Source organism: Sphingomonas sp. IC081 (genome assembly GCF_006874585.1).
Lineage (GTDB): Bacteria > Pseudomonadota > Alphaproteobacteria > Sphingomonadales > Sphingomonadaceae > Novosphingobium.
This window is the reverse complement of the sequence record NZ_CP029761.1, coordinates 3,268,410-3,287,916: the sequence shown is the minus strand read 5'-3', so window position 1 is coordinate 3,287,916 and position 19,507 is coordinate 3,268,410. Positions and strand designations below refer to the sequence as shown.

23 protein-coding genes are annotated in these 19,507 nt (G+C 66.2%); 14 read left to right on the top strand and 9 right to left on the bottom strand.

Going from position 1 to position 19,507, the window contains the following annotated elements; genetic code table 11:
* The first annotated feature begins 142 nt into the window (after positions 1–142).
* The 3 genes from DM450_RS15470 to DM450_RS15460 all read left to right on the top strand — a co-directional run bounded on the left by DM450_RS15470 (position 143) and on the right by DM450_RS15460 (position 3,242).
* Positions 143–1,414 (top strand): MFS transporter, encoded by a 1,272-nt coding sequence (locus DM450_RS15470; protein WP_142636242.1) that lies wholly within the window; start codon positions 143–145, stop codon positions 1,412–1,414.
* Positions 1,415–1,519: 105 nt separating this feature from the next.
* Positions 1,520–2,590: a VOC family protein gene (locus tag DM450_RS15465; RefSeq protein WP_142636240.1), complete on the top strand. Its 1,071-nt coding sequence runs from the start codon at positions 1,520–1,522 to the stop codon at positions 2,588–2,590.
* Between the two features lie 103 nt (positions 2,591–2,693).
* Positions 2,694–3,242 carry an NADPH-dependent FMN reductase gene (locus DM450_RS15460; RefSeq protein WP_142636237.1) on the top strand — a complete coding sequence of 183 codons (549 nt, stop codon included), beginning with the start codon at positions 2,694–2,696 and terminating at the stop codon, positions 3,240–3,242.
* A gap of 103 nt (positions 3,243–3,345) precedes the next feature.
* On the opposite strand, the gene DM450_RS15455 is transcribed toward DM450_RS15460, so the two are convergent.
* The 4 genes from DM450_RS15455 to DM450_RS15440 form a co-directional block, all read right to left on the bottom strand.
* Entirely contained in the window at positions 3,346–4,131 is a 786-nt protein-coding gene (locus DM450_RS15455; protein WP_142636236.1) for a GDSL-type esterase/lipase family protein, read from the bottom strand.
* A gap of 34 nt (positions 4,132–4,165) precedes the next feature.
* Entirely contained in the window at positions 4,166–5,404 is a 1,239-nt protein-coding gene (gene spt, locus DM450_RS15450; RefSeq protein WP_142636234.1) for a serine palmitoyltransferase, read from the bottom strand.
* A gap of 11 nt (positions 5,405–5,415) precedes the next feature.
* Positions 5,416–5,655 carry an acyl carrier protein gene (locus DM450_RS15445; protein WP_142636232.1) on the bottom strand — a complete coding sequence of 80 codons (240 nt, stop codon included), beginning with the start codon at positions 5,653–5,655 and terminating at the stop codon, positions 5,416–5,418.
* A gap of 168 nt (positions 5,656–5,823) precedes the next feature.
* On the bottom strand, positions 5,824–6,186 hold the full coding sequence (locus DM450_RS15440; RefSeq protein ID WP_142636230.1) for a response regulator: 363 nt from the start codon (positions 6,184–6,186) through the stop codon (positions 5,824–5,826).
* Positions 6,187–6,243: 57 nt separating this feature from the next.
* Between DM450_RS15440 and DM450_RS15435 the strand changes: the two genes are divergently transcribed.
* Genes DM450_RS15435 through DM450_RS15415 form a run of 5 tightly spaced genes read left to right on the top strand, consistent with a single transcriptional unit; the run spans position 6,244 to position 9,539 of the window.
* On the top strand, positions 6,244–6,525 hold the full coding sequence (locus tag DM450_RS15435; protein ID WP_312846179.1) for a DUF3572 domain-containing protein: 282 nt from the start codon (positions 6,244–6,246) through the stop codon (positions 6,523–6,525).
* Positions 6,522–7,154 carry an HAD family hydrolase gene (locus tag DM450_RS15430; protein WP_142636226.1) on the top strand — a complete coding sequence of 211 codons (633 nt, stop codon included), beginning with the start codon at positions 6,522–6,524 and terminating at the stop codon, positions 7,152–7,154. Before DM450_RS15435 ends, DM450_RS15430 begins: the two co-directional genes overlap by 4 nt.
* A 27-nt stretch (positions 7,155–7,181) precedes the next feature.
* Positions 7,182–7,655 carry a RidA family protein gene (locus tag DM450_RS15425; protein WP_142636224.1) on the top strand — a complete coding sequence of 158 codons (474 nt, stop codon included), beginning with the start codon at positions 7,182–7,184 and terminating at the stop codon, positions 7,653–7,655.
* A 10-nt stretch (positions 7,656–7,665) separates the two neighbouring features.
* Positions 7,666–8,406 carry a glycerophosphodiester phosphodiesterase family protein gene (locus DM450_RS15420; RefSeq protein ID WP_312846147.1) on the top strand — a complete coding sequence of 247 codons (741 nt, stop codon included), beginning with the start codon at positions 7,666–7,668 and terminating at the stop codon, positions 8,404–8,406.
* Entirely contained in the window at positions 8,403–9,539 is a 1,137-nt protein-coding gene (locus tag DM450_RS15415; RefSeq protein ID WP_185928630.1) for a GNAT family N-acetyltransferase, read from the top strand. The genes DM450_RS15420 and DM450_RS15415 overlap by 4 nt, the downstream gene beginning before the upstream one ends.
* Here DM450_RS15415 and DM450_RS15410 read toward each other — a convergent pair.
* Complete coding sequence (locus DM450_RS15410) at positions 9,536–9,871, bottom strand: sel1 repeat family protein (protein WP_142636219.1); 336 nt, start codon at positions 9,869–9,871, stop codon at positions 9,536–9,538. The genes DM450_RS15415 and DM450_RS15410 overlap by 4 nt on opposite strands.
* 303 nt (positions 9,872–10,174) lie before the next feature.
* On the opposite strand from DM450_RS15410, the gene dksA reads away from it, so the two are divergent.
* The 5 genes from dksA to DM450_RS25885 all read left to right on the top strand — a co-directional run bounded on the left by dksA (position 10,175) and on the right by DM450_RS25885 (position 13,616).
* Entirely contained in the window at positions 10,175–10,633 is a 459-nt protein-coding gene (gene dksA, locus DM450_RS15405; RefSeq protein WP_142636217.1) for an RNA polymerase-binding protein DksA, read from the top strand.
* 300 nt (positions 10,634–10,933) lie between these two features.
* Entirely contained in the window at positions 10,934–11,302 is a 369-nt protein-coding gene (locus tag DM450_RS15400) for a PilZ domain-containing protein (protein ID WP_142636215.1), read from the top strand.
* A gap of 77 nt (positions 11,303–11,379) precedes the next feature.
* On the top strand, positions 11,380–12,984 hold the full coding sequence (locus DM450_RS15395; RefSeq protein ID WP_142636213.1) for an ABC transporter substrate-binding protein: 1,605 nt from the start codon (positions 11,380–11,382) through the stop codon (positions 12,982–12,984).
* Between the two features lie 69 nt (positions 12,985–13,053).
* The gene (locus tag DM450_RS15390; protein ID WP_142637989.1) at positions 13,054–13,443 is read left to right on the top strand and encodes a DUF4112 domain-containing protein; all 390 of its coding nucleotides are present in this window, start codon (positions 13,054–13,056) and stop codon (positions 13,441–13,443) included.
* The gene (locus DM450_RS25885) at positions 13,443–13,616 is read left to right on the top strand and encodes a hypothetical protein (protein ID WP_185928629.1); all 174 of its coding nucleotides are present in this window, start codon (positions 13,443–13,445) and stop codon (positions 13,614–13,616) included. Before DM450_RS15390 ends, DM450_RS25885 begins: the two co-directional genes overlap by 1 nt.
* A 96-nt stretch (positions 13,617–13,712) precedes the next feature.
* Here the strand turns inward: DM450_RS25885 and arfB are convergent, their stop codons facing one another.
* The 4 genes from arfB to pabB are packed head-to-tail and all read right to left on the bottom strand — an operon-like array spanning position 13,713 to position 17,746.
* Positions 13,713–14,129, bottom strand: coding sequence for an alternative ribosome rescue aminoacyl-tRNA hydrolase ArfB (gene arfB, locus DM450_RS15385; RefSeq protein WP_142636211.1), 417 nt, complete (start codon positions 14,127–14,129; stop codon positions 13,713–13,715).
* Positions 14,126–14,779, bottom strand: coding sequence for an RluA family pseudouridine synthase (locus DM450_RS15380; protein ID WP_142636209.1), 654 nt, complete (start codon positions 14,777–14,779; stop codon positions 14,126–14,128). The genes arfB and DM450_RS15380 overlap by 4 nt, the downstream gene beginning before the upstream one ends.
* A gap of 1 nt (position 14,780) precedes the next feature.
* On the bottom strand, positions 14,781–15,950 hold the full coding sequence (locus tag DM450_RS15375; RefSeq protein WP_142636207.1) for a pyridoxal phosphate-dependent aminotransferase: 1,170 nt from the start codon (positions 15,948–15,950) through the stop codon (positions 14,781–14,783).
* Complete coding sequence (gene pabB / locus DM450_RS15370; protein WP_142636205.1) at positions 15,950–17,746, bottom strand: aminodeoxychorismate synthase component I; 1,797 nt, start codon at positions 17,744–17,746, stop codon at positions 15,950–15,952. The genes DM450_RS15375 and pabB overlap by 1 nt, the downstream gene beginning before the upstream one ends.
* Positions 17,747–17,908: 162 nt before the next feature.
* Between pabB and DM450_RS15365 the strand changes: the two genes are divergently transcribed.
* Positions 17,909–19,507 carry a helicase HerA-like domain-containing protein gene (locus DM450_RS15365; protein WP_142636203.1) on the top strand — a complete coding sequence of 533 codons (1,599 nt, stop codon included), beginning with the start codon at positions 17,909–17,911 and terminating at the stop codon, positions 19,505–19,507.

The window sequence follows — 19,507 nt, the reverse complement described above, 5'->3', positions numbered from 1 at the left end:
CCTCTGCATCCTGCGAAAAATGCGCGAGCGCGGGTGTACTCCTGCAACAATTGCCGTAAGTCCGCTCCGATTCGCAATTTTCGAAAAGGACAGCGCAAGTGACGGCAGATCGGGGCAACCGCGTGGCTAAAGGCGCGGGCCGGTGAACGCATACCGCCGTCATGCGCGCATCCTGACCGCCAGCCTGGTCGGCACCGCGGTCGAGTTTTACGACTTCTACGTCTACGCCACCGCCGCCGCGCTGGTGTTCGGGCCGCTGTTCTTCCCGGCCCATTCCGCCTCGATCCAGCAGCTTGCCGCCTATGCCAGTTTCGGCGTGGCCTTTGTCGCCCGCCCGGTGGGGGCGACGCTGTTCGGCCACTTCGGGGACCGGATCGGCCGCAAGTCGACGCTGGTCGCCTCGCTGCTCTTGATGGGCGGGGCGACGGTCGCCATCGGTCTTTTGCCCACTTACGAGAGCGCGGGCTGGATCGCGCCGTTCCTGCTCTGCCTGATGCGTTTTGCCCAGGGCCTTGGCCTTGGCGGCGAATGGGGCGGCGCGGCGCTGCTGGCGGTGGAGAATGCCCCGCCGGGCTGGCGCGCGCGCTTCGGCATGTTCCCGCAGCTGGGGGCGCCGGTGGGTTTCATCGCGGCGAACGGCCTGTTCCTCGTGCTCAGCCTGACCCTGTCCGAAAGCGATTTCGTGCGCTGGGGCTGGCGCATCCCGTTCCTGCTGAGTTCGGTGCTGGTCGGCCTCGGCCTGTGGATCCGCTTCCGCCTCGCGGAAACCCCGTCCTTTGCGGCCACGCACGGCGAGCAGCCCAAGGCGATCCCGATCATCGAGCTGTTCCGCACCCACTTGCGCCAGACGCTGGCGGGCACGTTCGCGGTCGTCGCCTGTTTCGCGATCTATTACCTCACCACCGCCTTTGCGCTGGGTTATGGCACCACGACGCTCGGCTACGACCGTCAGGCGTTCCTTGGCGTGCAGCTTTTCGCGATCCTGTTCATGGCCGTGGGCATCGTGCTGGCCGGTTATGCGGCGGACCGCTGGACCTCGCGCACGGTGCTGATCGCGGGCAGTGCGGGCGCCATCGTTGTCGGCCTGCTGATGGGCCCGATGTTCGCGGCCGGATCGCTCACCGCCATCGCCGCGTTCCTCTCGCTTGGCCTGTTCACCATGGGCTTTGTCTATGGCCCGCTCGCCTCGCTGCTGCCGCAGCTGTTCGATGCGCGGGTGCGCTACACGGGATCCTCGATCGCCTTCAACGTCGGCGGCATTCTCGGCGGCGGTTTTGCGCCGGCGGTGGCGCAGGGGCTGGTGGACAGGGGCGGGGTGCTGTTCGTCGGCCTCTACATCTCGCTTGCCGCCGTGCTCAGCCTGGTCGGCCTGCTCTGGGTGCCGCGCCATACCGAGGCGGCGTTTTCCACCTGACGCCAATTCGGCGCGCTCGATAGCTGCGATCCGATTCCATGCGTTTTTCCTGGCTCATCCTGCCGGTCATAACCGAGCTCTGGAAAAGTCAGGATCGAGACAAGCATGAGCATTCTGGGAGTAGAGAGCGTCCTGTTCGGCGTCGCCGACGTGGCCGAGCACGCACGGTTCTGGACCGATTTCGGCCTGCCGATGGAACGCGCGGGCGAGGACGAGGCGGTGTTCCGCCTTGCCTCGGGCAGCCGGCTGATCGTGCTGCGCCACGGCGACGCCCGCCTGCCGAGCCCGGACCCGTTCCCCGGCGACGGCCTCAAGGAAACCGTCTGGGGCGTCGACAGTGCCGACAACCTTGAGGCAATCGCCGCCAGCCTCGCCTCGGAAGTGGCGGTGACGCGCGATGCCGACGGCACCGTCCACGCCGTCTGCCCCGACGGCCAGCCGATCGCCCTGCGCGTCTGGGCCAAGCGGGCGTTCCATTCGGAAGCGAGCCCGGTCAACACCCCCGCCAGCTATCCGCGCTTCAACCAGCACCGCATCTGGCGCCAGCGGGCGGTGCCCAAGACGATCAACCACGTGGTGTTCTTCTCGCCCGATTACGTCGGCAGTTTCGAGTTCTACGAGCGCCACTTCGGCTTCCACTATGTCGACCATTCGAAGGGCGTCGGCATCTTCGCGCGCGCGGGCGGCACCTATGAGCACCACTCGATCTTCTGGGTGAACTGCGACCTTCCCATCGCCCCCGACCACTTCAAGTTCATGCACATCGCCTTCGGCATGGACGACATCGACGAAGTCATGCTCGGCGCCAACATCATGGAGGCGAAGGGCTGGAAGAACGAGAGCATGAACAGCTCGGGCGGCATCTCGCGCCACCGCATTTCCAGCGCGATCTATTATTACTGCGACATGCCCGGCAAGGCGGGCGAGGCCGAGTATCACGCCGATACCGACTATCTCGACGAGAACTGGGTGCCGCGGGCCTGGGACTTCCGCTTCGGCTCGCTGCTGTGGTCGAACAATGCCCCGCCGATCTTCCGGGGCGACAACATTCCCTGGGACATGACGTTCGATGCCGACCGCGCCAGCTTCGAGGCGCACCGCAAGCACAAGCCGGGCAAGCAGCCCGCCGAGGGCAAGCTGGGCGAACTGACCGAGGACGACGAACACGCGATCTGACGGCAGATGACGGGCAGCACTTCCCTCATTTTATGGGGACTTCCAAAGGCTACCATTTGCAGGGATAGTGCCGCGCGGCAGCCAGTAGCCGTAAGGAGTCGTCATGTCGAAGATCGCCGTTGTCGTCGGAAGCCTGCGCGCAGGATCGTTCAACCGCCAGTTCGCGGAAGCGCTGATCCGCCTGCCGGCGGGTGAGGGCCATGAATTCACCTTTGCCGACATCGGCTCGCTGCCGCTCTACGACCAGGACGACGATGCCGATCAGGCCGAGCCGGTCACGGCGCTCAAGGCGCTCATTGCCGGTTCGGACGGCGTGATCTTCGTGACGCCGGAATACAACCGGTCGTTCCCGGGCGTGCTCAAGAACGCCATCGACCATGCCTCGCGCCCTTATGGGCAGAGCGTCTGGGCGGGCAAGCCGGCGGGCGTGATCGGTGTTTCGATCGGTGCCATCGGCTCGGCGCTGGCACAGCAGCACTTGCGCAACGTGCTGGCCTATCTCGACATGCCCACGCTCGGCGCGCCCGAGGCGTTCATCCAGTGGAAGGACGGGCTGATCACGCCTGAAGGCACCATCGGCGAGCAGTCGGCCGGGTTCGTCGGCGGCTGGCTGGAGAACTTCCTCGCGCTGGTCGATCGCCACAAGGGGTGAGAGGCTGTTTTGAAAATGCCCGAACGGGTATTTTCGTGGCGGCACCGGCCCGGTGCCGCGAAATGCGCTTTTTGCGAATTTCCAGATAGTCTCGGAGGCGGCCTTACGGCGTCGCGGCCTGACTGCGGCGTCGTTCCGCCTCCGAAAGCGCGGCGCGGTAGATCGGCTGCATCGCCGCATAACCCGCCGCGTTGGGGTGGATGCCGTCGACGAACAGCTCTTCGCGGATCGATCCGTCGGGACGCGCCAGGGCGGCGTGGTAGTCGGCAAGGACCAGCCCTTCCTGGCGGGCGATCTGGCTCAGGCGCTGGTTGACCCGGGCGATGGCGGGGCCTGGGTCGGGCGCGAACAGGCCGCCGAAACCTTTCGAGGGCGGCAGCGTGCCGAGGATCAGCACCGCGCCGTGCCGCCGTGCCTGCTCGGCCATGGTGCGGACATTGCCGTCGATCTGGTCCAGCGTGACCGGGCCGGTCAGGCCGAACACGTCGTTGCTGCCGAGCATGAGGTGGATGATGCGCGGGCCGAGGTCCAGCGCGTCCTGCCGGAAACGCAGCAGGATCTGGCTGCTGGTCTGGCCGCCGACGCCGCGATTGACCACTTGCGTGCCCAGCGTCGGCCAGCCCATCGTGATCGAATCGCCGATCATCACGACTTCGGGATGCAGGCCCTCGCGCCGAAGGGCGGTGTTGGCGGCGCGGTAGAAGCACAGGCCGCCCCAGTCGTCGTAGTCGCTGCCGGTGATCGAGCGGCCCGCCGGGCTGCAGGCGCTGTCGGTCAGCCCGACAAGGCGGGCGCGGCGCTGGTCTTTCCAGACACTGTGGCCGACCAGCCCCAATCCCAGCCCCACAAGCAAAAGCCCGGGCACGACGATGCGCAGCCGCACCGTCATGCCCGGGCCTTTGCCTGGATCGCGCAAGCGCGGCTTAGCCGAGAATGCCGGCCGTCTTGCCCGCACGCGTGAACATGCCGATGATCTGCTGGACCTGTTCGGCCGAGTGCTCGGCGCAGAGCGAGCAGCGCAGCAGCGTCATGTTGGCAGGGGTCGCCGGCGGACGCGCGAGGTTCACGTAGAGGCCCTCGTGCAGCAGCGCTTCCCACATCATCGCGCCGCGTTCGAGGTCGGGCATGATGACGGCGATGATCGCGCTCTGCGGCTCCTCGGTGCCGAGCTGGAAGCCGGCATCGGTCAGGCCCTTGTGCAGGACCTTGGAGTTTTCCCAGAGGTGCGCGCGCTTGTCGGCGGCGTGCATCAGCTTGCGCACCGAAGTCGCGGCGGTGGCGACAACGCTGGGCGGCAGGCTGGCGGTGAAGACGTAAGGACGGCAGACCAGGCGCATGATCTCGAACTTGGGGTGGTTCGAGACGCAGAAGCCGCCGACGGTGCCGACCGACTTGGAGAACGTGCCGATCACGAAGTCGACATCGTCAAGGCAGCCCTGGTCCTCGGCCACGCCGCGGCCGTTGGGGCCGATGAAGCCCATCGAGTGCGCTTCGTCCACCAGCACCATGGCGCCGTACTTCTTGGCGACCGCGATCATTTCCTTGAGCGGGGCGATGTCGCCCAGCATCGAGTAGACGCCTTCCAGCACGACCAGCTTGCCCGCGCCCTCGGGAATGCGGCGCAGGCGCTTTTCCATCGCCTCGATGTCGTTGTGCTTGAACGGCACGACTTCGGCGTCGCCCATCTTGCAGCCGTCCCAGATCGAGGCGTGGCTGTCGATGTCGAGCACGATGTAATCGCCCTTGCCGGCGATGGTCGAGATGATGCCGAGGTTGGCCTGATAGCCGGTCGAGAACACCATGGCGTGCTTCATGTCGTAGAAGTCGCATAGCGCTTCCTCGACCGCCTTGTGCCCCGCGTAGGTGCCGTTCAGCACGCGGCTGCCGGTAGTGCCGGAACCGAAGTCGTCCAGCGCCTGCTTGCCCGCGGCGATGACGTCGGGGTCGAAGGTCATGCCCATGTAGTTGTAGGTGCCGAGCAGGATCGTCTCGCGCCCGTTGCACATTGCGACGGTGGGCGAGATCACCTTTTCCATGACGAGGCCGAACGGATCGGTCACGCCGGTGGAGAGCAGGCCCTTGCGCATCTCGATCAGCGGATCGAACTTGCTGAACAGGTCGGTTGCGCCTTGCGTCTCGTTATCGCTGAGCATGTCGGTCATCGCAGAATCCTTCAGCCCTGGAGCTTGACCACGGCGTCGACGAGCTGGCCGTAGTTCTCGATCTCGGCCTGCTGGTTCATCGAGATGATGATGTCGAAGCCGTCTTCGATTTCGGCAACGAAGTCCATCACGGTCAGGCTGTCGAATTCGAGATCGTCGGTGAAGCGGGTCGCGTCGGTAATCTCGATGCCCTTCTTGTTGAAAGGTTCGATCAGCGCGGCGATGCGGGCCGAGGTCTCTGCGCGGTCCATGGTCATTTCAACTCCGGTAATTTCGGTCGGCGCTCTGGCCGATAATTGCGGCGCAAAAGCGGCGGCGGGGGGTAAAGTCAAGCACGGGCGCGTCGGGAAGGGGCAAACCAGCGCCCGGAACGCTTGCGGGAAGGGCCAAACCAGCGCCCGGAACGCGTGCGGGAAGGGTCAAACCAGCGCCCGGACGGCCTGCATGAAGGGACCGATCGAGACCGGCTTGGCGAGATAGCCTTCGGCCCCCGCCTCGCGGATGCGCTCCTCGTCGCCCTTGCCGGCATAGGCCGTGACGGCCAGCACCGGGATCGTGCGCAGGACCGCGTCCTTCTTGGCCGCCTCGATCAGGTCCAGGCCCGAGACATTGGGCAACTGGATGTCCATGATGACGAGGTTGGGTACGAATTCGCGCGCCCTGTCGAGCGCGTGGAGCCCGTCCGCGACCGGCTCCACCGAGAAGCCCTGACTCGTGAGAACATCGCAAAAGAGCTTCCGGTTAAGGTCGTTGTCCTCGACAACAAGGATTCGCTTTGCCATTCCGCGCCTGAACCCCATCTAGTGGCTGAACCGCCGCTCTAGGACAGGCAAGCGAGGCTGACAATTCTCGGAAGTTCCCCTTCCTCATCGCAGGATGCCGAAACGCTGGCGCTCCACGCGCTGGGCTGGGTGCTGGGCGACGGCGATCGTGCCGAGCGATTCCTGGCGCTGACCGGCCTGACGCCCGATCATCTGCGCACCTCGCTGGGCGAGATCGGCACGCTGACGGCGGTGCTCGATTTTCTCTGTGCGCACGAGCCGGACCTTGTCGCCGCCGCCGACGTGCTGGGCGTAAAGCCCGAGGAACTGGCCGCCGCCCGTCAGAGGATCGGCCGATGAGCCGTCCGCTGCTGATCACCGACTGCGACGAAGTGCTGCTCTACATGGTCAGCCACTTCCGCGACTGGCTGGCCGAGGACGAGGGCGTCACGTTCGACATGTCACGCGGGGACTTTTCCAGCGCGATGCGCCGCACTGCCTCGGGTGAATTGCTTGAACAGGCCGAGATGTGGTCGCTGCTCAACAAGTTCTTCGATGGCCAGATGCATCGCCAGACCGCCGTGGAAGGCGCGATGGACGCGATTCGCGCGATCGGTGAACATGCCGATGTGGTGGTGCTCACCAATCTCATGGATTTCCGGCAGGACGCCCGCCAGCGCCAGCTGGCCGACCACGGTGTCCACCTCAGGGTCTACACGAACCAAGGACCAAAAGGCCCGGCGCTCAAGGCGATCCTCGAGGAATATGCGCCCAGCCGCGCGGTGTTCATCGACGATCTGGCCCAGCATCACGGCTCGGTAGCCGAGTTCGCGCCGGAAATCGGCCGCCTGCATCTTTGCGCGGAGCCGCTGCTGGCGCCGCATATCGCCTGCGCCCATGCGGCGGGACATGCCCATGCGCGAATCGACGACTGGAAGAGCGCCACCCCGTGGCTGCTCGACTGGCTGACCGACAACACCCCCCACTGATCCAAACTGACAGGAAACCGTTCCATCATGACTGAAGCCGAAACCCGCCTTGCCGCCCTTGGCCTGACGCTGCCCGAAGCCGCCGCTCCGGTTGCCGCCTATGTGCCGGTGGTGATCGCCGGCGACACCGCCTATGTCTCGGGCCAGCTGCCCTTCGTCGGCGGCAAGCTCGTCACCGGCCGTCTGGGCGAGGACGTGAGCCTTGACGCCGGCGTCGAGGCGGCGCAGGCCTGCGCGCTGATGATCCTGGCCCAGCTCAAGGCCGCGCTCGGCTCGCTCGACCGCGTGGAGCGCGTGGTCAAGCTCGGCGCCTTCGTCAACTCGACCGGCGATTTCACCGACCAGCCCAAGATCGCCAACGGCGCTTCGGAACTGATGGTCTCGGTATTCGGCGATGCCGGCAAGCATGCCCGCAGCGCTGTCGGCGTGCCGGTGCTGCCGCTCGGCGCTGCCGTGGAAGTGGACGCCATCGTGACGCTTCGTGCTGCTCGCCTCGATTGATCGATGGCTGGTGCCGGCCCCCGACCCCCGGCGGGTCGGGTGGATCGGCGCACGCGACTATGCGCATCGGGGCCTGCACGGCGCGGGTATCCCGGAAAACTCGCTTGCCGCATTCGATGCGGCGCTGCGGGGCCAGTTTGGCATCGAACTGGACGTGCAGCGGGCGGGTGATGGAACCCCGGTGGTGTTCCACGATGCCACGCTGGACCGCCTGACCGGCGAGAGCGGACCGATTTCCCGCCGCAGCGCCGCCCAGCTCGGAGCGGTCACGCTGACCGGCAGCGAGGAGACGGTCCCCACCCTGCGCCGCGTGCTTGACCGCGTGGGCGGGCGGGTTCCGGTTCTTATCGAGATAAAGTCCGGCCCCGGGGTGCGGATCGCCGCCCTGTGCTTGGCGGTGCGGCGGGTGCTTGAGGGCTATGCCGGCGACTGTGCGGTGATGAGCTTCGATCCCCGCGTCTCGCGCTGGTTTCGCATCCATTCACCGCTGACCGTGCGGGGGCTGATCGTCAGCGAGGGCGAGGACCGCGCCTTGCCCGGCAAGATCCGCCGCCATCTGGCCTTGTGGCAGGCGCGGCCCGATTTCCTGGCCTATGACGTCCACGACCTGCCGAGCCGCTTTGCCCGCGCCCAGCGCGACCGCGGTTTGCCGGTGGCGAGCTGGACCGTGCGCAGCCCCGAACACCAGGAGCGGGTCCGCCACCATGCCGATGCCGCGATCTTCGAGCAATGCGACGAGGAACTGGCGTGAGCGAAGGCGATTTTACCGCGCGGATCAGCGGCAGCGTGACCTCGTTGCCGGCGGACGAGTGGGATGCATTGAGCGGCGGCGGCAATCCCTTTGTCAGCCATGCGTTTCTCTCGGCGATGGAAGTCTCTGGCAGTGTCGGCGAAGGCAGTGGCTGGAGCCCGGTGCCGATCACCATCGCGGGGCCGGACGGCCGTCTTGCCGCGGCGCTTCCGGCCTATCTCAAGGAGCACAGCCAGGGCGAATATGTCTTTGACCATGCCTGGGCCGATGCCTGGCACCGGGCGGGCGGCGCCTATTACCCCAAGCTCCAGATCGCGGTGCCGTTCACCCCAGCCACGGGGCCGCGGCTGCTCACGGTGCATCCCGAACTCCATCTGCCGCTGCTGCGTGCCGCCGAAACGCTGTGCCACCAGCACGGCCTTTCCTCCGCCCACGCGACGTTCATCGCGCCCGGGCAAGTCCCAGCCTTCGAGGCCGCGGGCTGGTTGCTGCGCGAGGATATCCAGTTTCACTGGGAAAATCGCGGCTATGTCAGCTTCGACGATTTCCTCGGCGCGCTATCCTCGCGCAAGCGCAAGGATATCCGCAAGGAGCGCGAGAAAGCGCAGGAAGGCGTCGAGATCCGCACATTCACCGGCGTGGATGTGCGCGAGGAGCACTGGGACGCGTTCTGGGCGTTCTACCAGGATACCGGTGCGCGCAAGTGGGGCCAGCCCTATCTGACGCGCGAAGCGTTTTCGCGGCTGGGCGAGACGATGGCGGACCGCATCCTGCTGGTCATGGCCTATATCGAGGGCAAGGCCGTGGCGGGAGCGCTGAACTTCATCGGCGAGGAGGCGCTCTACGGCCGCTACTGGGGCGCGCTGGTGGAGAGGCCGTTTCTCCACTTCGAACTGTGCTACTATCAGGCCATCGATGCCGCCATTGCGCTGGGCCTCTCGCGGGTTGAGGCAGGCGCCCAGGGCGGCCACAAGCTGGCGCGCGGGTATGAACCGGTGCGCACGGTTTCAGCGCACTATATCGCCCACGAAGGCCTGCGCGCGGCCATTGCCGACTATCTCGATCAGGAACGGGCGGGCATCGCGCAGGACCAGATCTGGCTGGGCGAGCGCACGCCGTTCCGCAAGGATTAAGCCGCTTTGGGGGTGGTGGCGCAGAGCCATTCGCGGGCGCGGCGCTGGGCCTCGGCGATCTCGCATGCGGTCATTTCGTCGGCGACTTCCGCGCGGCAGGCCGGAGCTTCCTCATGGCCGGCAACGGCAGCGAGGTTGAACCACTTGTGTGCTTCGACGAGGTCGCAGCCGACGCCGTGGCTGCCAGTCGAGTAGGCGACGCCAAGGTCGAAGTAAGCCGAGGTATCGCCGCGAGCGGCAGCGGCGAGGCAATCGGCCACCAGCAGGTCCTCGGCGGCGATGTCCGCTTCCTGCGCGGCGAAACCCAGTGAATCGATCCAGACAGTGCCCATCGTCTGATACCCCCGTTTGCATTGGACCGAGGTTCGGTCTTGCGATGGGGACAAGCTGACCGATTCATGGTCAACAAAGCGTTAACGATCAATCGAAAAACCTTGCTCTTGCGGTTCCGGTATATTCCGCTCTGTTATCGAACAGCCGTTCAGGTTTTTTGTGGACGGCTCGGGTTATGTCCTTGTGCCGGTAGAATACCGGCCTTATAGGCCGCCCCACCACGGTTTGCCGGGAGGTCACTGGAAAAATCCGGGGCCGCAGGGCGTAGGCGGGCCGGGGCGATTCGTGCGGAGATTCTCTGGATGGCAACGGCCCTATCTGACGAAATTGATGTCCTCGCCAAGGCCAAGCGCATGCTTGGCGGTTCCTATATTCCTGCCGAGAATGAATCGTACATGTGCGATTCGCAGCAGGACTACTTCCGGCGCCTGCTGCTCGCCTGGAAAAAATCGATCCTCGATGCATCGGCCGGCACCCTGGCCCAACTTCAGGACGGTCCGATCCGGGAGCCCGACCTCAACGATCGCGCTTCGAGCGAGACCGACTGGGGGATCGAGCTGCGCACCCGCGACCGGCAGCGCAAGCTGATCGCCAAGATCGATTCGGCGCTGCGCCGGATCGAGGAAGGCGAATACGGGTACTGCGAAGTGACGGGTGAACCGATCGGCCTCGGCCGTCTGGAAGCGCGTCCGATCGCGACGATGACGGTGGAAGCCCAGGAAGCGCATGAGCGCCGCGAAAAGGTTTCGCGCGACGATTGAGGCGCCTGATCGACGAACGGCCCGCAGCCGGGGGCAGCGGGCCGTTCGTCGATCCAGGGCCGCTTGCGCGATGCCGCGTATCGCGGATGACTCACTTTTAACCGTGTCTGCACGGTTCGTGTCCGCGTGGTACCCGGTCTGGGGCCGCGTCGCGGGCCGGTGATCGGTCCGCATCATTAAGGCTTTCTTGGTGACTGCCCCTTAGAACGAGCGAACATTCGTGTTAGGCTCGCCGGGTATTTGCGTCCGCCGCGTCTTGCACGACGTTCGACGGCCGCCTCGATTACCGGACGAGAGTAGATGAGCGAAGCTGAAAATCGACAGATCGCACGCGACAGCCTGTTTCTCATGGCTGACCTGCGCGTCGATGGCCTGGACGGCGAAGCGCGGATCAAGGTTCGCAATCTTTCTCCCGGCGGCATGATGGGCGAAGGCAGCGTCCGGGTGGTTCGCGGCACGCTCGTGAAGGTGAACATTCGCAACATTGGCTGGGTCGAGGGGGCGGTTGCCTGGGTACAGGACAATCGCTTCGGGGTGGCCTTCAGTGGCGAGATCGATCCCAAGCTGGCGCGGGTGACGGTGGCCGCGGCCGAAGACGCCACGCCGCGTTTCGTGCGCAACCACGAGGCCCGCTATTCCCCTGAAACCGGCGCGCTGCGCAAGATCTGACACGCCGATCGCGGTTTTTGCCGTAATGGCGGTGCCTGCCATTTGCCGGCCGGGGGAAATCGACTAGGCCCATACTCATGCCGGCTGACAATATCCCATCGCGAAGAGGCATCCAGGCAGGCGTCCTTGCGGCGGTGCTGGCGCTCGCCGGGTGCGGATCGGCCAGCAATTCGGCGCTCGGCGTGGCTGCTATCGGCGATCCGGCGGACCCTTTCAGCACCGGGCGCAGCGCACCGCTGGCCGAGCAACTGGTGCGGGCCTCGACCAGCGAAGGGCTGGTCTCGTTCGACGAGAAGGGGCGCGTCATTCCGGCGCTGGCCGATCGCTGGATCGTCACCGACGATGGCTTGAGCTACATTTTCCGCCTGCGCGACGGCAACTGGCTCTCGGGCGATCCGCTCACTGCCGCATCGGCCAAGCAGGCGATCGACAAGGCGCTGGAAGACACGCGCGATACGCCGTTTGCGCTTGATCTTGGCGGGATCGACGAAGTGCGGGCGATGGCCGGGCGGGTCATCGAGATCCGCCTTGCCCGGCCGATGCCCTATCTCCTGCAACTGCTGGCGCAGCCTGAACTCGGGCTCGTGCACAAGCAGCGCGGTGCCGGGCCGATGCGGCTTGAGCGGGACCGGGGCGCGGCGCGGCTCACGCCGATCGATCCGGCGCATCTCGGGCTGCCCGCCATCGAGAACTGGGCGCAGCGAACCCGCCGCGTGGACCTGCGCGCGGTGTCCGGCCCCGAAGCCGTTGCCGCTTTTAATGACGGTGCCGTCGATATTGTCATGGGCGGCGAGATCCAGGACTTCCCGCTCACCCGTTCGGTGGGCATCCTGCGCGGCACCATCCAGGTCGATCCGGTCGTGGGGTTGTTCGGATTGCAGGTGATGAACAATCACGGCTTCCTCGCCGATCCCGCCAATCGCGAGGCCATCGCCATGGCGATCGACCGCGATGGCTTGATTGCCCCGTTCAGCCTGGGGGGCTGGTCGCCGACGACCCGGGTGGTGAGCCCCAGCCTCGATGGCGATCTCGGCACCATCGGGGAGCGCTGGGGCAACCAGTCGCTTGACGAGCGCCGCGCTGTCGCGGCGGCGCGGGTCAGGCGCTGGCAGGCGCAGCAAGGCGGCCAGCCTGCTGCGCCGGTCTCGTCGCCGAAGGCCGATGCGCCCAAGCGGCCCTTGCAACGATTGCTGTCACGCGGCGGCAATACGCCGCAACCGGCGGCGCTTTCCGAGCATGCGCCGGGTCTGGTCGTCTGGCTGCCGCAGGGCGAGGGCAGCGATACTCTGTTCGAGCGCCTGTCCGCCGATTTGTCCGCGATCGGGCTGCGCCTCGTGCGCAGCGGCGACAAGGATGCGCGCGATGCCGACCTCGTGCTGATCGATGACGTGGCGCGTTATCCCCGCGCGGCCTGGTTCCTCAACCGGCTGTCCTGCGCCGAACGGCGAGGGCTCTGTTCGGCCGAAGCCGATGCACGAGCTGTCGAGGCCGCCAGCGCCGCGACGCCGCAGGACCGCGCGGCGCTGCTGACCGAAGCCGAAGCGGAGCTGACTGCTGCCAACGTCTTCATTCCGTTCGGAACGCCGATCCGCTGGTCGCTGGTGCGTGGCAGTGTCGATGGCTTCGCGCCGAACACCTGGGGCTGGCACCCCTTGATGCCGCTGGCCTGGGTGCCCAAATAAGTCTGACGGCGCTGTTGCCGTTCGAGGAGTGCGAAAGTTTTGGCGACTGGACTGACTTCTGCCCGCCGCATGGACCTGGAGTTCCCGCTGGGGAACGATCCGGTTTCCGTCACCCGCCGTGTGGAAATGCTCGAGCGTGTGCTTGAAAACGCCTTCACCATCCCAGGCTTGCGCCGCAAGGTCGGGCTCGACGCGGTGGTTGGACTGGTGCCGGTGGCGGGCGATGTGGTTTCGGCATTGCTGGGCATGTACCTCGTCTGGGAGGCGCGCAACCTTGGCATGTCGAAGTGGCAACTGGCGCGCATGACCGCCAATGTCGGTGTCGATACGCTGCTCGGCGCGATCCCGGTGGTGGGTGACGCCTTCGATTTCCTGTTCCGCTCGAACACACGCAACCTGAAGATCATCCGCAAGCACATCGCCAGGCATTACCCTCATGCACGGGTGATCGAGGGTTGATGAAAGTGCGTTTCTGGCTGGTAGCGCTGGCGCTGCCTCTGGCGGGCTGCGGTTCTTCGGACCCGGTGCCGGCGCCCGTTACTTCGGACGAGGCAAGGGCGCTCGATCAGGCGGCGGAGATGTTCGATACGCGGCCTTCCGAGGCGCCCTCCGATGTCGCGACAGGATCTTAGAGAAATTGGTCCGATCGCATCGGACCAATTTCTCTAATGTTTTGGATTTAAACGTTTTAAAGGTCGCAAGGTGATCCCACCTGCTTAGAGAACGCTCTAGTCGAAGCTGACCTTGCCGCGACCGGCCTTGACCGAACCGCGCAGCTTCTTGCCTTTCAGCCGCTGTTCCTTGCCCACTCGGTTGAGCCGGCTCTTGGCGCGCTTTTCGGGCAGCTTGTAGGCGTCGCGCAGCATTTGCGCCAAACGTTCGCGGGCATCGGCGCGGTTGGCTTCCTGGGTGCGGAAGCGGCGGGCGGTGAACATCAGCTCCCCGCCCGAGGTCATGCGGCTGCCCGCCAGTTCCTTCAGCCGTGCAAAGACGGGCGGCGCCAGTCGCAGCGCATAGACGTTGATCCTGAGCTGGACCGCCGTCGCCACCTTGTTGACGTTCTGCCCGCCCGGCCCGGAGGCGGCGATGAAGCTTTCGCTCGCCAGGGCCTGGGCGCGGTCTATCGTGGCTTCAATCTCGCTCATTCATCGCTGAAGCCGAGCGCGGCGAAGTCCTTGGGCAGCGGCGCCACGGCCATGATCGGCTCCTTGTCGCCGCGCGGCACGGTCAGGCCCGCCGCGTGGAGCATCGTGCGCGGCGCGCCCTTGCTGGAACCATAGACCGGATCGCCCAGCAGCGCGTGGCCAAGGCCGGACGCGGCGTGGACGCGGATCTGGTGGGTGCGGCCGGTTTCGGGGCGGAATTCCACGAGGGTCAACCCGTTCTTCTCGTCCAGCTTGCGCCAGTGGGTGACGGCGGGCTTGCCCTTCTTGGCCGGGATCATGCGCCAGCCATCCTTGGCGGTGCTGACCTTGGAGAGGTTGAGCGCGATCGTGCCTTCCTCTTCCTCCAGCGTGCCGGCGACAATGCCGAGGTAGCGCTTCTGGACCTGCTTTTCCTCGAAAGCGGCGGAAAAGCGCTTCAGGGCCTTGGGGTTGCGGGCCAGCAACAGGCAGCCCGAAGTGTCGCGGTCGAGCCGGTGCACCGGCGCGGGGTGACGATGGAAGCCCAGCTTCAGCTCGTCCAGCCGGTCTTCGAGGCTCGGCCCGCCGGCACGCGGCGTATCGAGCGGCAGGCCGCCGGGCTTGTCGATGACCAGCGCTTCGCCGTCCTCGAAGAGGATTTCCAGTTCCATGTTACGTCAATGCTTTCTCTATGCGCCGGAGCGCTTCTTCGAGCCGCGCGTCATCCGCGGCGAAACTGATGCGGAAACCGTTCTGGCCGCCGAACGCCGAGGCCGGGACCAGCGCCACGCCGTGCTCCAGCAGGTGCAGCGCCAGCTTGACGTCGTCGCCGTCGAAACGGTCCATCAGCGGAGCGGCGTCGATCATGCAGTAGAACGCGCCATCGGGCGAGGGCGTGGACAGGCCGGGAATCGCGTTGATCGCGGAAACCACCATGTCGCGCCGCTGGCGAAACCGCTCGCGCCATGCGGCCAGGAAGTCCTGCGGCCCGGCAAAGGCGGCGACGGCGGCGGCCTGGCTGATCGAGCAGGGATTGCCCGAGGCGTGCGACTGGAGCTTTTCCATCGCCTTGATCAGCCATTGCGGCCCGGCGGCGACGCCGATGCGGAAGCCGGTCATCGCGTGGCTCTTGGACACGCCGGAGACGGTCAGGATGCGGTCGGCCAGATCCGGGCAGAGGTTTGCCAGCGTCACATGCGGCCGGCCGGTATAGTTGATGGGCGCGTAGATATCGTCGGACAGCACCATCACGCGCGGGTGGCGGCGCAGCACTTCGCCGATGCCGCGCAGCATGTCCTCGGGATAATAGGCGCCGGTCGGGTTGCCGGGGCTGTTGAGCAGCACCCAGAGCGTGCGCGGGCCGATCTGCGCTTCGAGGTCGGCAGGGGTGAAGCGGAAGTTGTCCTTGGGCGAGGTGCGCAGCGGCACGACCTTGCCGCCCGCGAAACGCACGATCTCGGGATAGCTGACCCACCAGGGCGAGGGCACGATCACCTCGTCGCCTTCGCTGACCGTCGCCAGCATCGCGTGGAAGATCGCCTGCTTGCCGCCGGCGCTGACAGTGACCTGCGACGGCGGAACCTCGATGCCGAGGTCACGCTTGAAGTGCAGCGCGGCAGCCTGCTTCAGCTGCGAGGTGCCACCGACCGCGGTGTACTTGGTCTGCCCGCCGTCAAGCGCCACCTTAGCAGCCTCGATCACGTGGGGCGGGGTATCGAAATCGGGTTCGCCGACCGAAAGCGAGATCACGTCGATGCCGGCTTCGCGCAGTTCGATCGCGCGGTCGGTCATCGCGGTTGTCCCCGAGGGAGCGATGCGGGCGAGGGCGGTGGAGGTATGCATCAGGTGAGCAGCCGGGCCGGCATCAGGCCGCGCAGGGCATTGCCGATCAGGAACCCGTCCGCGAGATCGTCCAGCGTCAGTTCGGCCTCGGTCGCGCGGCCCTGCTCGATCAGCGAGCGGCGCAGTACGCCGGGCAGCAGGCCGAGCGCGGCGGGCGGCGTCAGCAGCATGCCGTCGCGCTCGACAAAGAGGCTGGTGAAGCTGCCTTCGGTGACGAGGCCGTCGTCGCGCAGGAACAGCACTTCCTGAGCCCCCGCCTTTTTCCCGATGGCCAGGCCGGAATTGTAGAATCCCCGATCGCTGGTCTTGTGGCGCAGCCGCCAGTCGCCGCTATCGACCGGAAGCGGCAGCACGCCGACGGTTACCGGCCCTTCAAAGGTTTCCGGCAATTCGGCCAGTTCCAGCGCATAGGCGCCGCTGCGGGCGGTGACCAGGCGCAGCTTGGCAGGCGCATCGGCATCGAAGCAGAGCGCCTGGATCGCATTGCGCACGGCATGGCGGTCAAAACCGAAGCCCAGTGCCTCGGCGCTGGTACGGACCCGCTCCAGATGGAGTTCCAGCAGCGGGATGCCCTCTTCGGGCGTGAAACGCATCGTCTCGACAAGATCGAAACTGGCGGGCGAACGCGCCCCTGCCGAATCTCGCACGAAACCCCCTTTGACCAGGCATTCCCGCCATTCGGGAAGCGCTTGTGAATCGGCGACCACCGCCGAACCGACGCCGAGCGTGGCCCGGCCCGAAGTGCCCTTGGCATCCGGTGACAGACGCAAGCTGCGGATTGCCACATTGAACGCGGCATCGCCAGAGGGTTCGATGAAACCGATCGAGCCGCAATAGGGCCCGCGCGCGTGGCGTTCGACCTCGGTGATCAGTTCCATCGCCCGGATCTTGGGCGCGCCGGTGATCGATCCGCAGGGGAAAAGGGCCCGCAGCAGATCGACGGCGCCCTTGTCGGGTGAGAGGCGGGCGTGGACGGTGGAGACCATCTGGTGGACGGTCGGGTAGCTCTCGATCGCGAAAGGTTGCTCCACGCGGACACTGCCCGCTTCCGCCACGCGCGACAGGTCGTTGCGCATGAGGTCGAGGATCATCAGGTTTTCTGCGCGATCCTTGGTGCTGGCGGCCAGATCCTCGCGCAGCAATGCGTCCTCGGCGGCATCCTGCCCGCGCGGGCGCGTGCCTTTCATCGGGCGGACTGTCACGGTGCGATCGTCGAGCGCAAAGAACAGTTCGGGCGAGAAGCTGAGCAGCCACCCGGCTCCGTCGCAGATCAGTGCGCCATATCCGGCCGCGGCAGCGGGACGGATCGCGGCGTAGAGCGCCAGCGGATCGCCGTGCCACGGCCCCTCCAGCGGCAGGGTCAGGTTGGCCTGGTAGATGTCGCCAGCCTCGATGGCGCCGTGAACCGCGTTGAAGGCCTGGGTGTAGCGTCCGGTGGAGACCAGCGGATCGAGCGGGCCGATGCCGACCGGGCCGGGGGCGGCGTTTTCGGCCAGCCAGCGCGCAATGTCTTTGGCGGGAACGGTTTCGAAGCCTTCGAAGGCGCCGAACCAGACCAGCGGGCCTTCAGGCTTGCGCAGGCCGGCAAGGCGCGGCTCCAGCGCCTGCCCTGCCTCGTAGGCAAGGTAGCCGGCCAGATGCAGGCCGGCGGCCGAGAGTTCCTCGATCCGGGCAAGCGCGGGGAGCACGTCCTGTTCGCTGCGCGCGAGGACGATCTCCACCGGATCGCGGTAGATCCGCGCGTCGGCCGCGCCTTCCTGGCGGGCGTCGTCGAAAAGGATGAAGGGTTGGGGCATGGCTCGGACTGCGCCTTTAGCGCCCCGGCACCGGCGAGACCAGTGCGCTTTCTCGCGAGCGACGCCTTCCCTCCCGGCGATCAAGTGGCGGCTCACCCAAAATCCCTCTCGCCCTTGTCCAAGGCGCGTTCTATCACTCTCGATCGGTGCAAGGAGGCATGAATGGAAGAGATTTTCCTGGGGCTCGGTGCCAATGGTGAACGGCAGGTCCTGCGCCTTGGGCGTGCCAATCGCCATGGGTTGATCGCCGGGGCCACGGGTACCGGCAAGACGGTGACGCTCCAGACCATTGCCGAACAGTTTTCCGCCGCCGGCGTGCCGGTGTTCCTGGCCGACGTGAAGGGCGATCTTTCCGGCATCTCGATGTCCGGCAGCCCGCAGTTCAAGAATGCTGCCGTGCTGGAAGCGCGGGCCAGGGAAATCGGCCTGACGGACTATGGATATTCCGACAATCCGGCGATTTTCTGGGACATTTACGGCGAGCAGGGGCATCCCGTCCGCACCACGATCTCCGAAATGGGGCCGTTGCTGCTGGCGCGGCTGATGGATCTCAACGACACCCAGGAAGGCGTGCTCAACGTCGTCTTCCGTTATGCCGACGAGCAGGGCTTGCTCTTGCTCGACTTGCCCGATCTGCAGGCGATGCTGGCCCATGCCGCCGAGAATGCTTCGGCGCTTTCCGCCAGATATGGCAATATCACCAAGGCCAGCGTCGGCACGATCCAGCGCCAGCTTCTGGCGCTCGACAGCCAGGGCGCGGCGCAGTTCTTTGGCGAACCGGCGCTGGAAATCGCCGATTTCATCCGCTGCGACGACAAGGGGCGCGGCTACATCAACATCCTGGCTGCCGACAAGCTGATGCGCAGCCCCAAGCTCTACGCCACCTTCCTGCTCTGGTTGCTGTCCGAGCTGTTCGAGGTGCTGCCCGAGGTCGGCGATCCCGAAAAACCCAAATTGGTGTTCTTCTTCGACGAGGCGCACCTGCTGTTCGACGATGCGCCCAAGGCGCTGCAGGACAAAGTCGAGCAGGTGGTTCGCCTGGTCCGCTCGAAGGGCGTGGGCGTCTACTTCATCTCGCAGAACCCCATCGATATTCCCGAGGAAATCGCCGGCCAGCTGGGCAACCGCGTGCAGCATGCCTTGCGTGCCTTTACCCCGCGCGACCAGAAGGCGATCAAGGCGGCGGCAGATACGTTCCGCATCAATCCGGCGCTCAACGTCGTCGAAGCGATCACCGAGCTCAAGGTCGGCGAAGCGCTGGTTTCCACGCTCGACGATCAGGGCGCGCCCACGGTGGTACAGCGCACCCTGATCGCGCCGCCGCGCTCGCGATTGGGGCCGGTGGAGCCCAGGGAGCGGGCGATCATCCAGTCGATCAGCCCCTGTCAGGGCAAGTACGATACGCCCGTCAACCGTGAGAGCGCCGAGGAAGTGCTGGCCGCCAAGGCCGCCGATGCCGCGGCAACGGCGCAGGAAGTGGCGGAAAAAGGGGCTGCCGAGGTCGGCAAGCAGGAGCGCAGGAGCCCCAGCCTGTGGGACGGGCTTGGCGGCAAGGTGGCCAAGGCGGCGGCGGGCGCGGCGGCGGCGAGCGCGGGATCGATCCTCGCGCAGTCGATGCAGGGCAAGAAGAGCCGCGCAAATCCGCAGGCTTCGGCGGCGAGCGCGGCGGCGGGAACGGTGGGCGACGCGCTTGGCAAGGCGATCGGATTTCCCGGCCTCGGGCGCTTCGCGCGCAACCTGATCGGCGGGCTTATGCGTTGA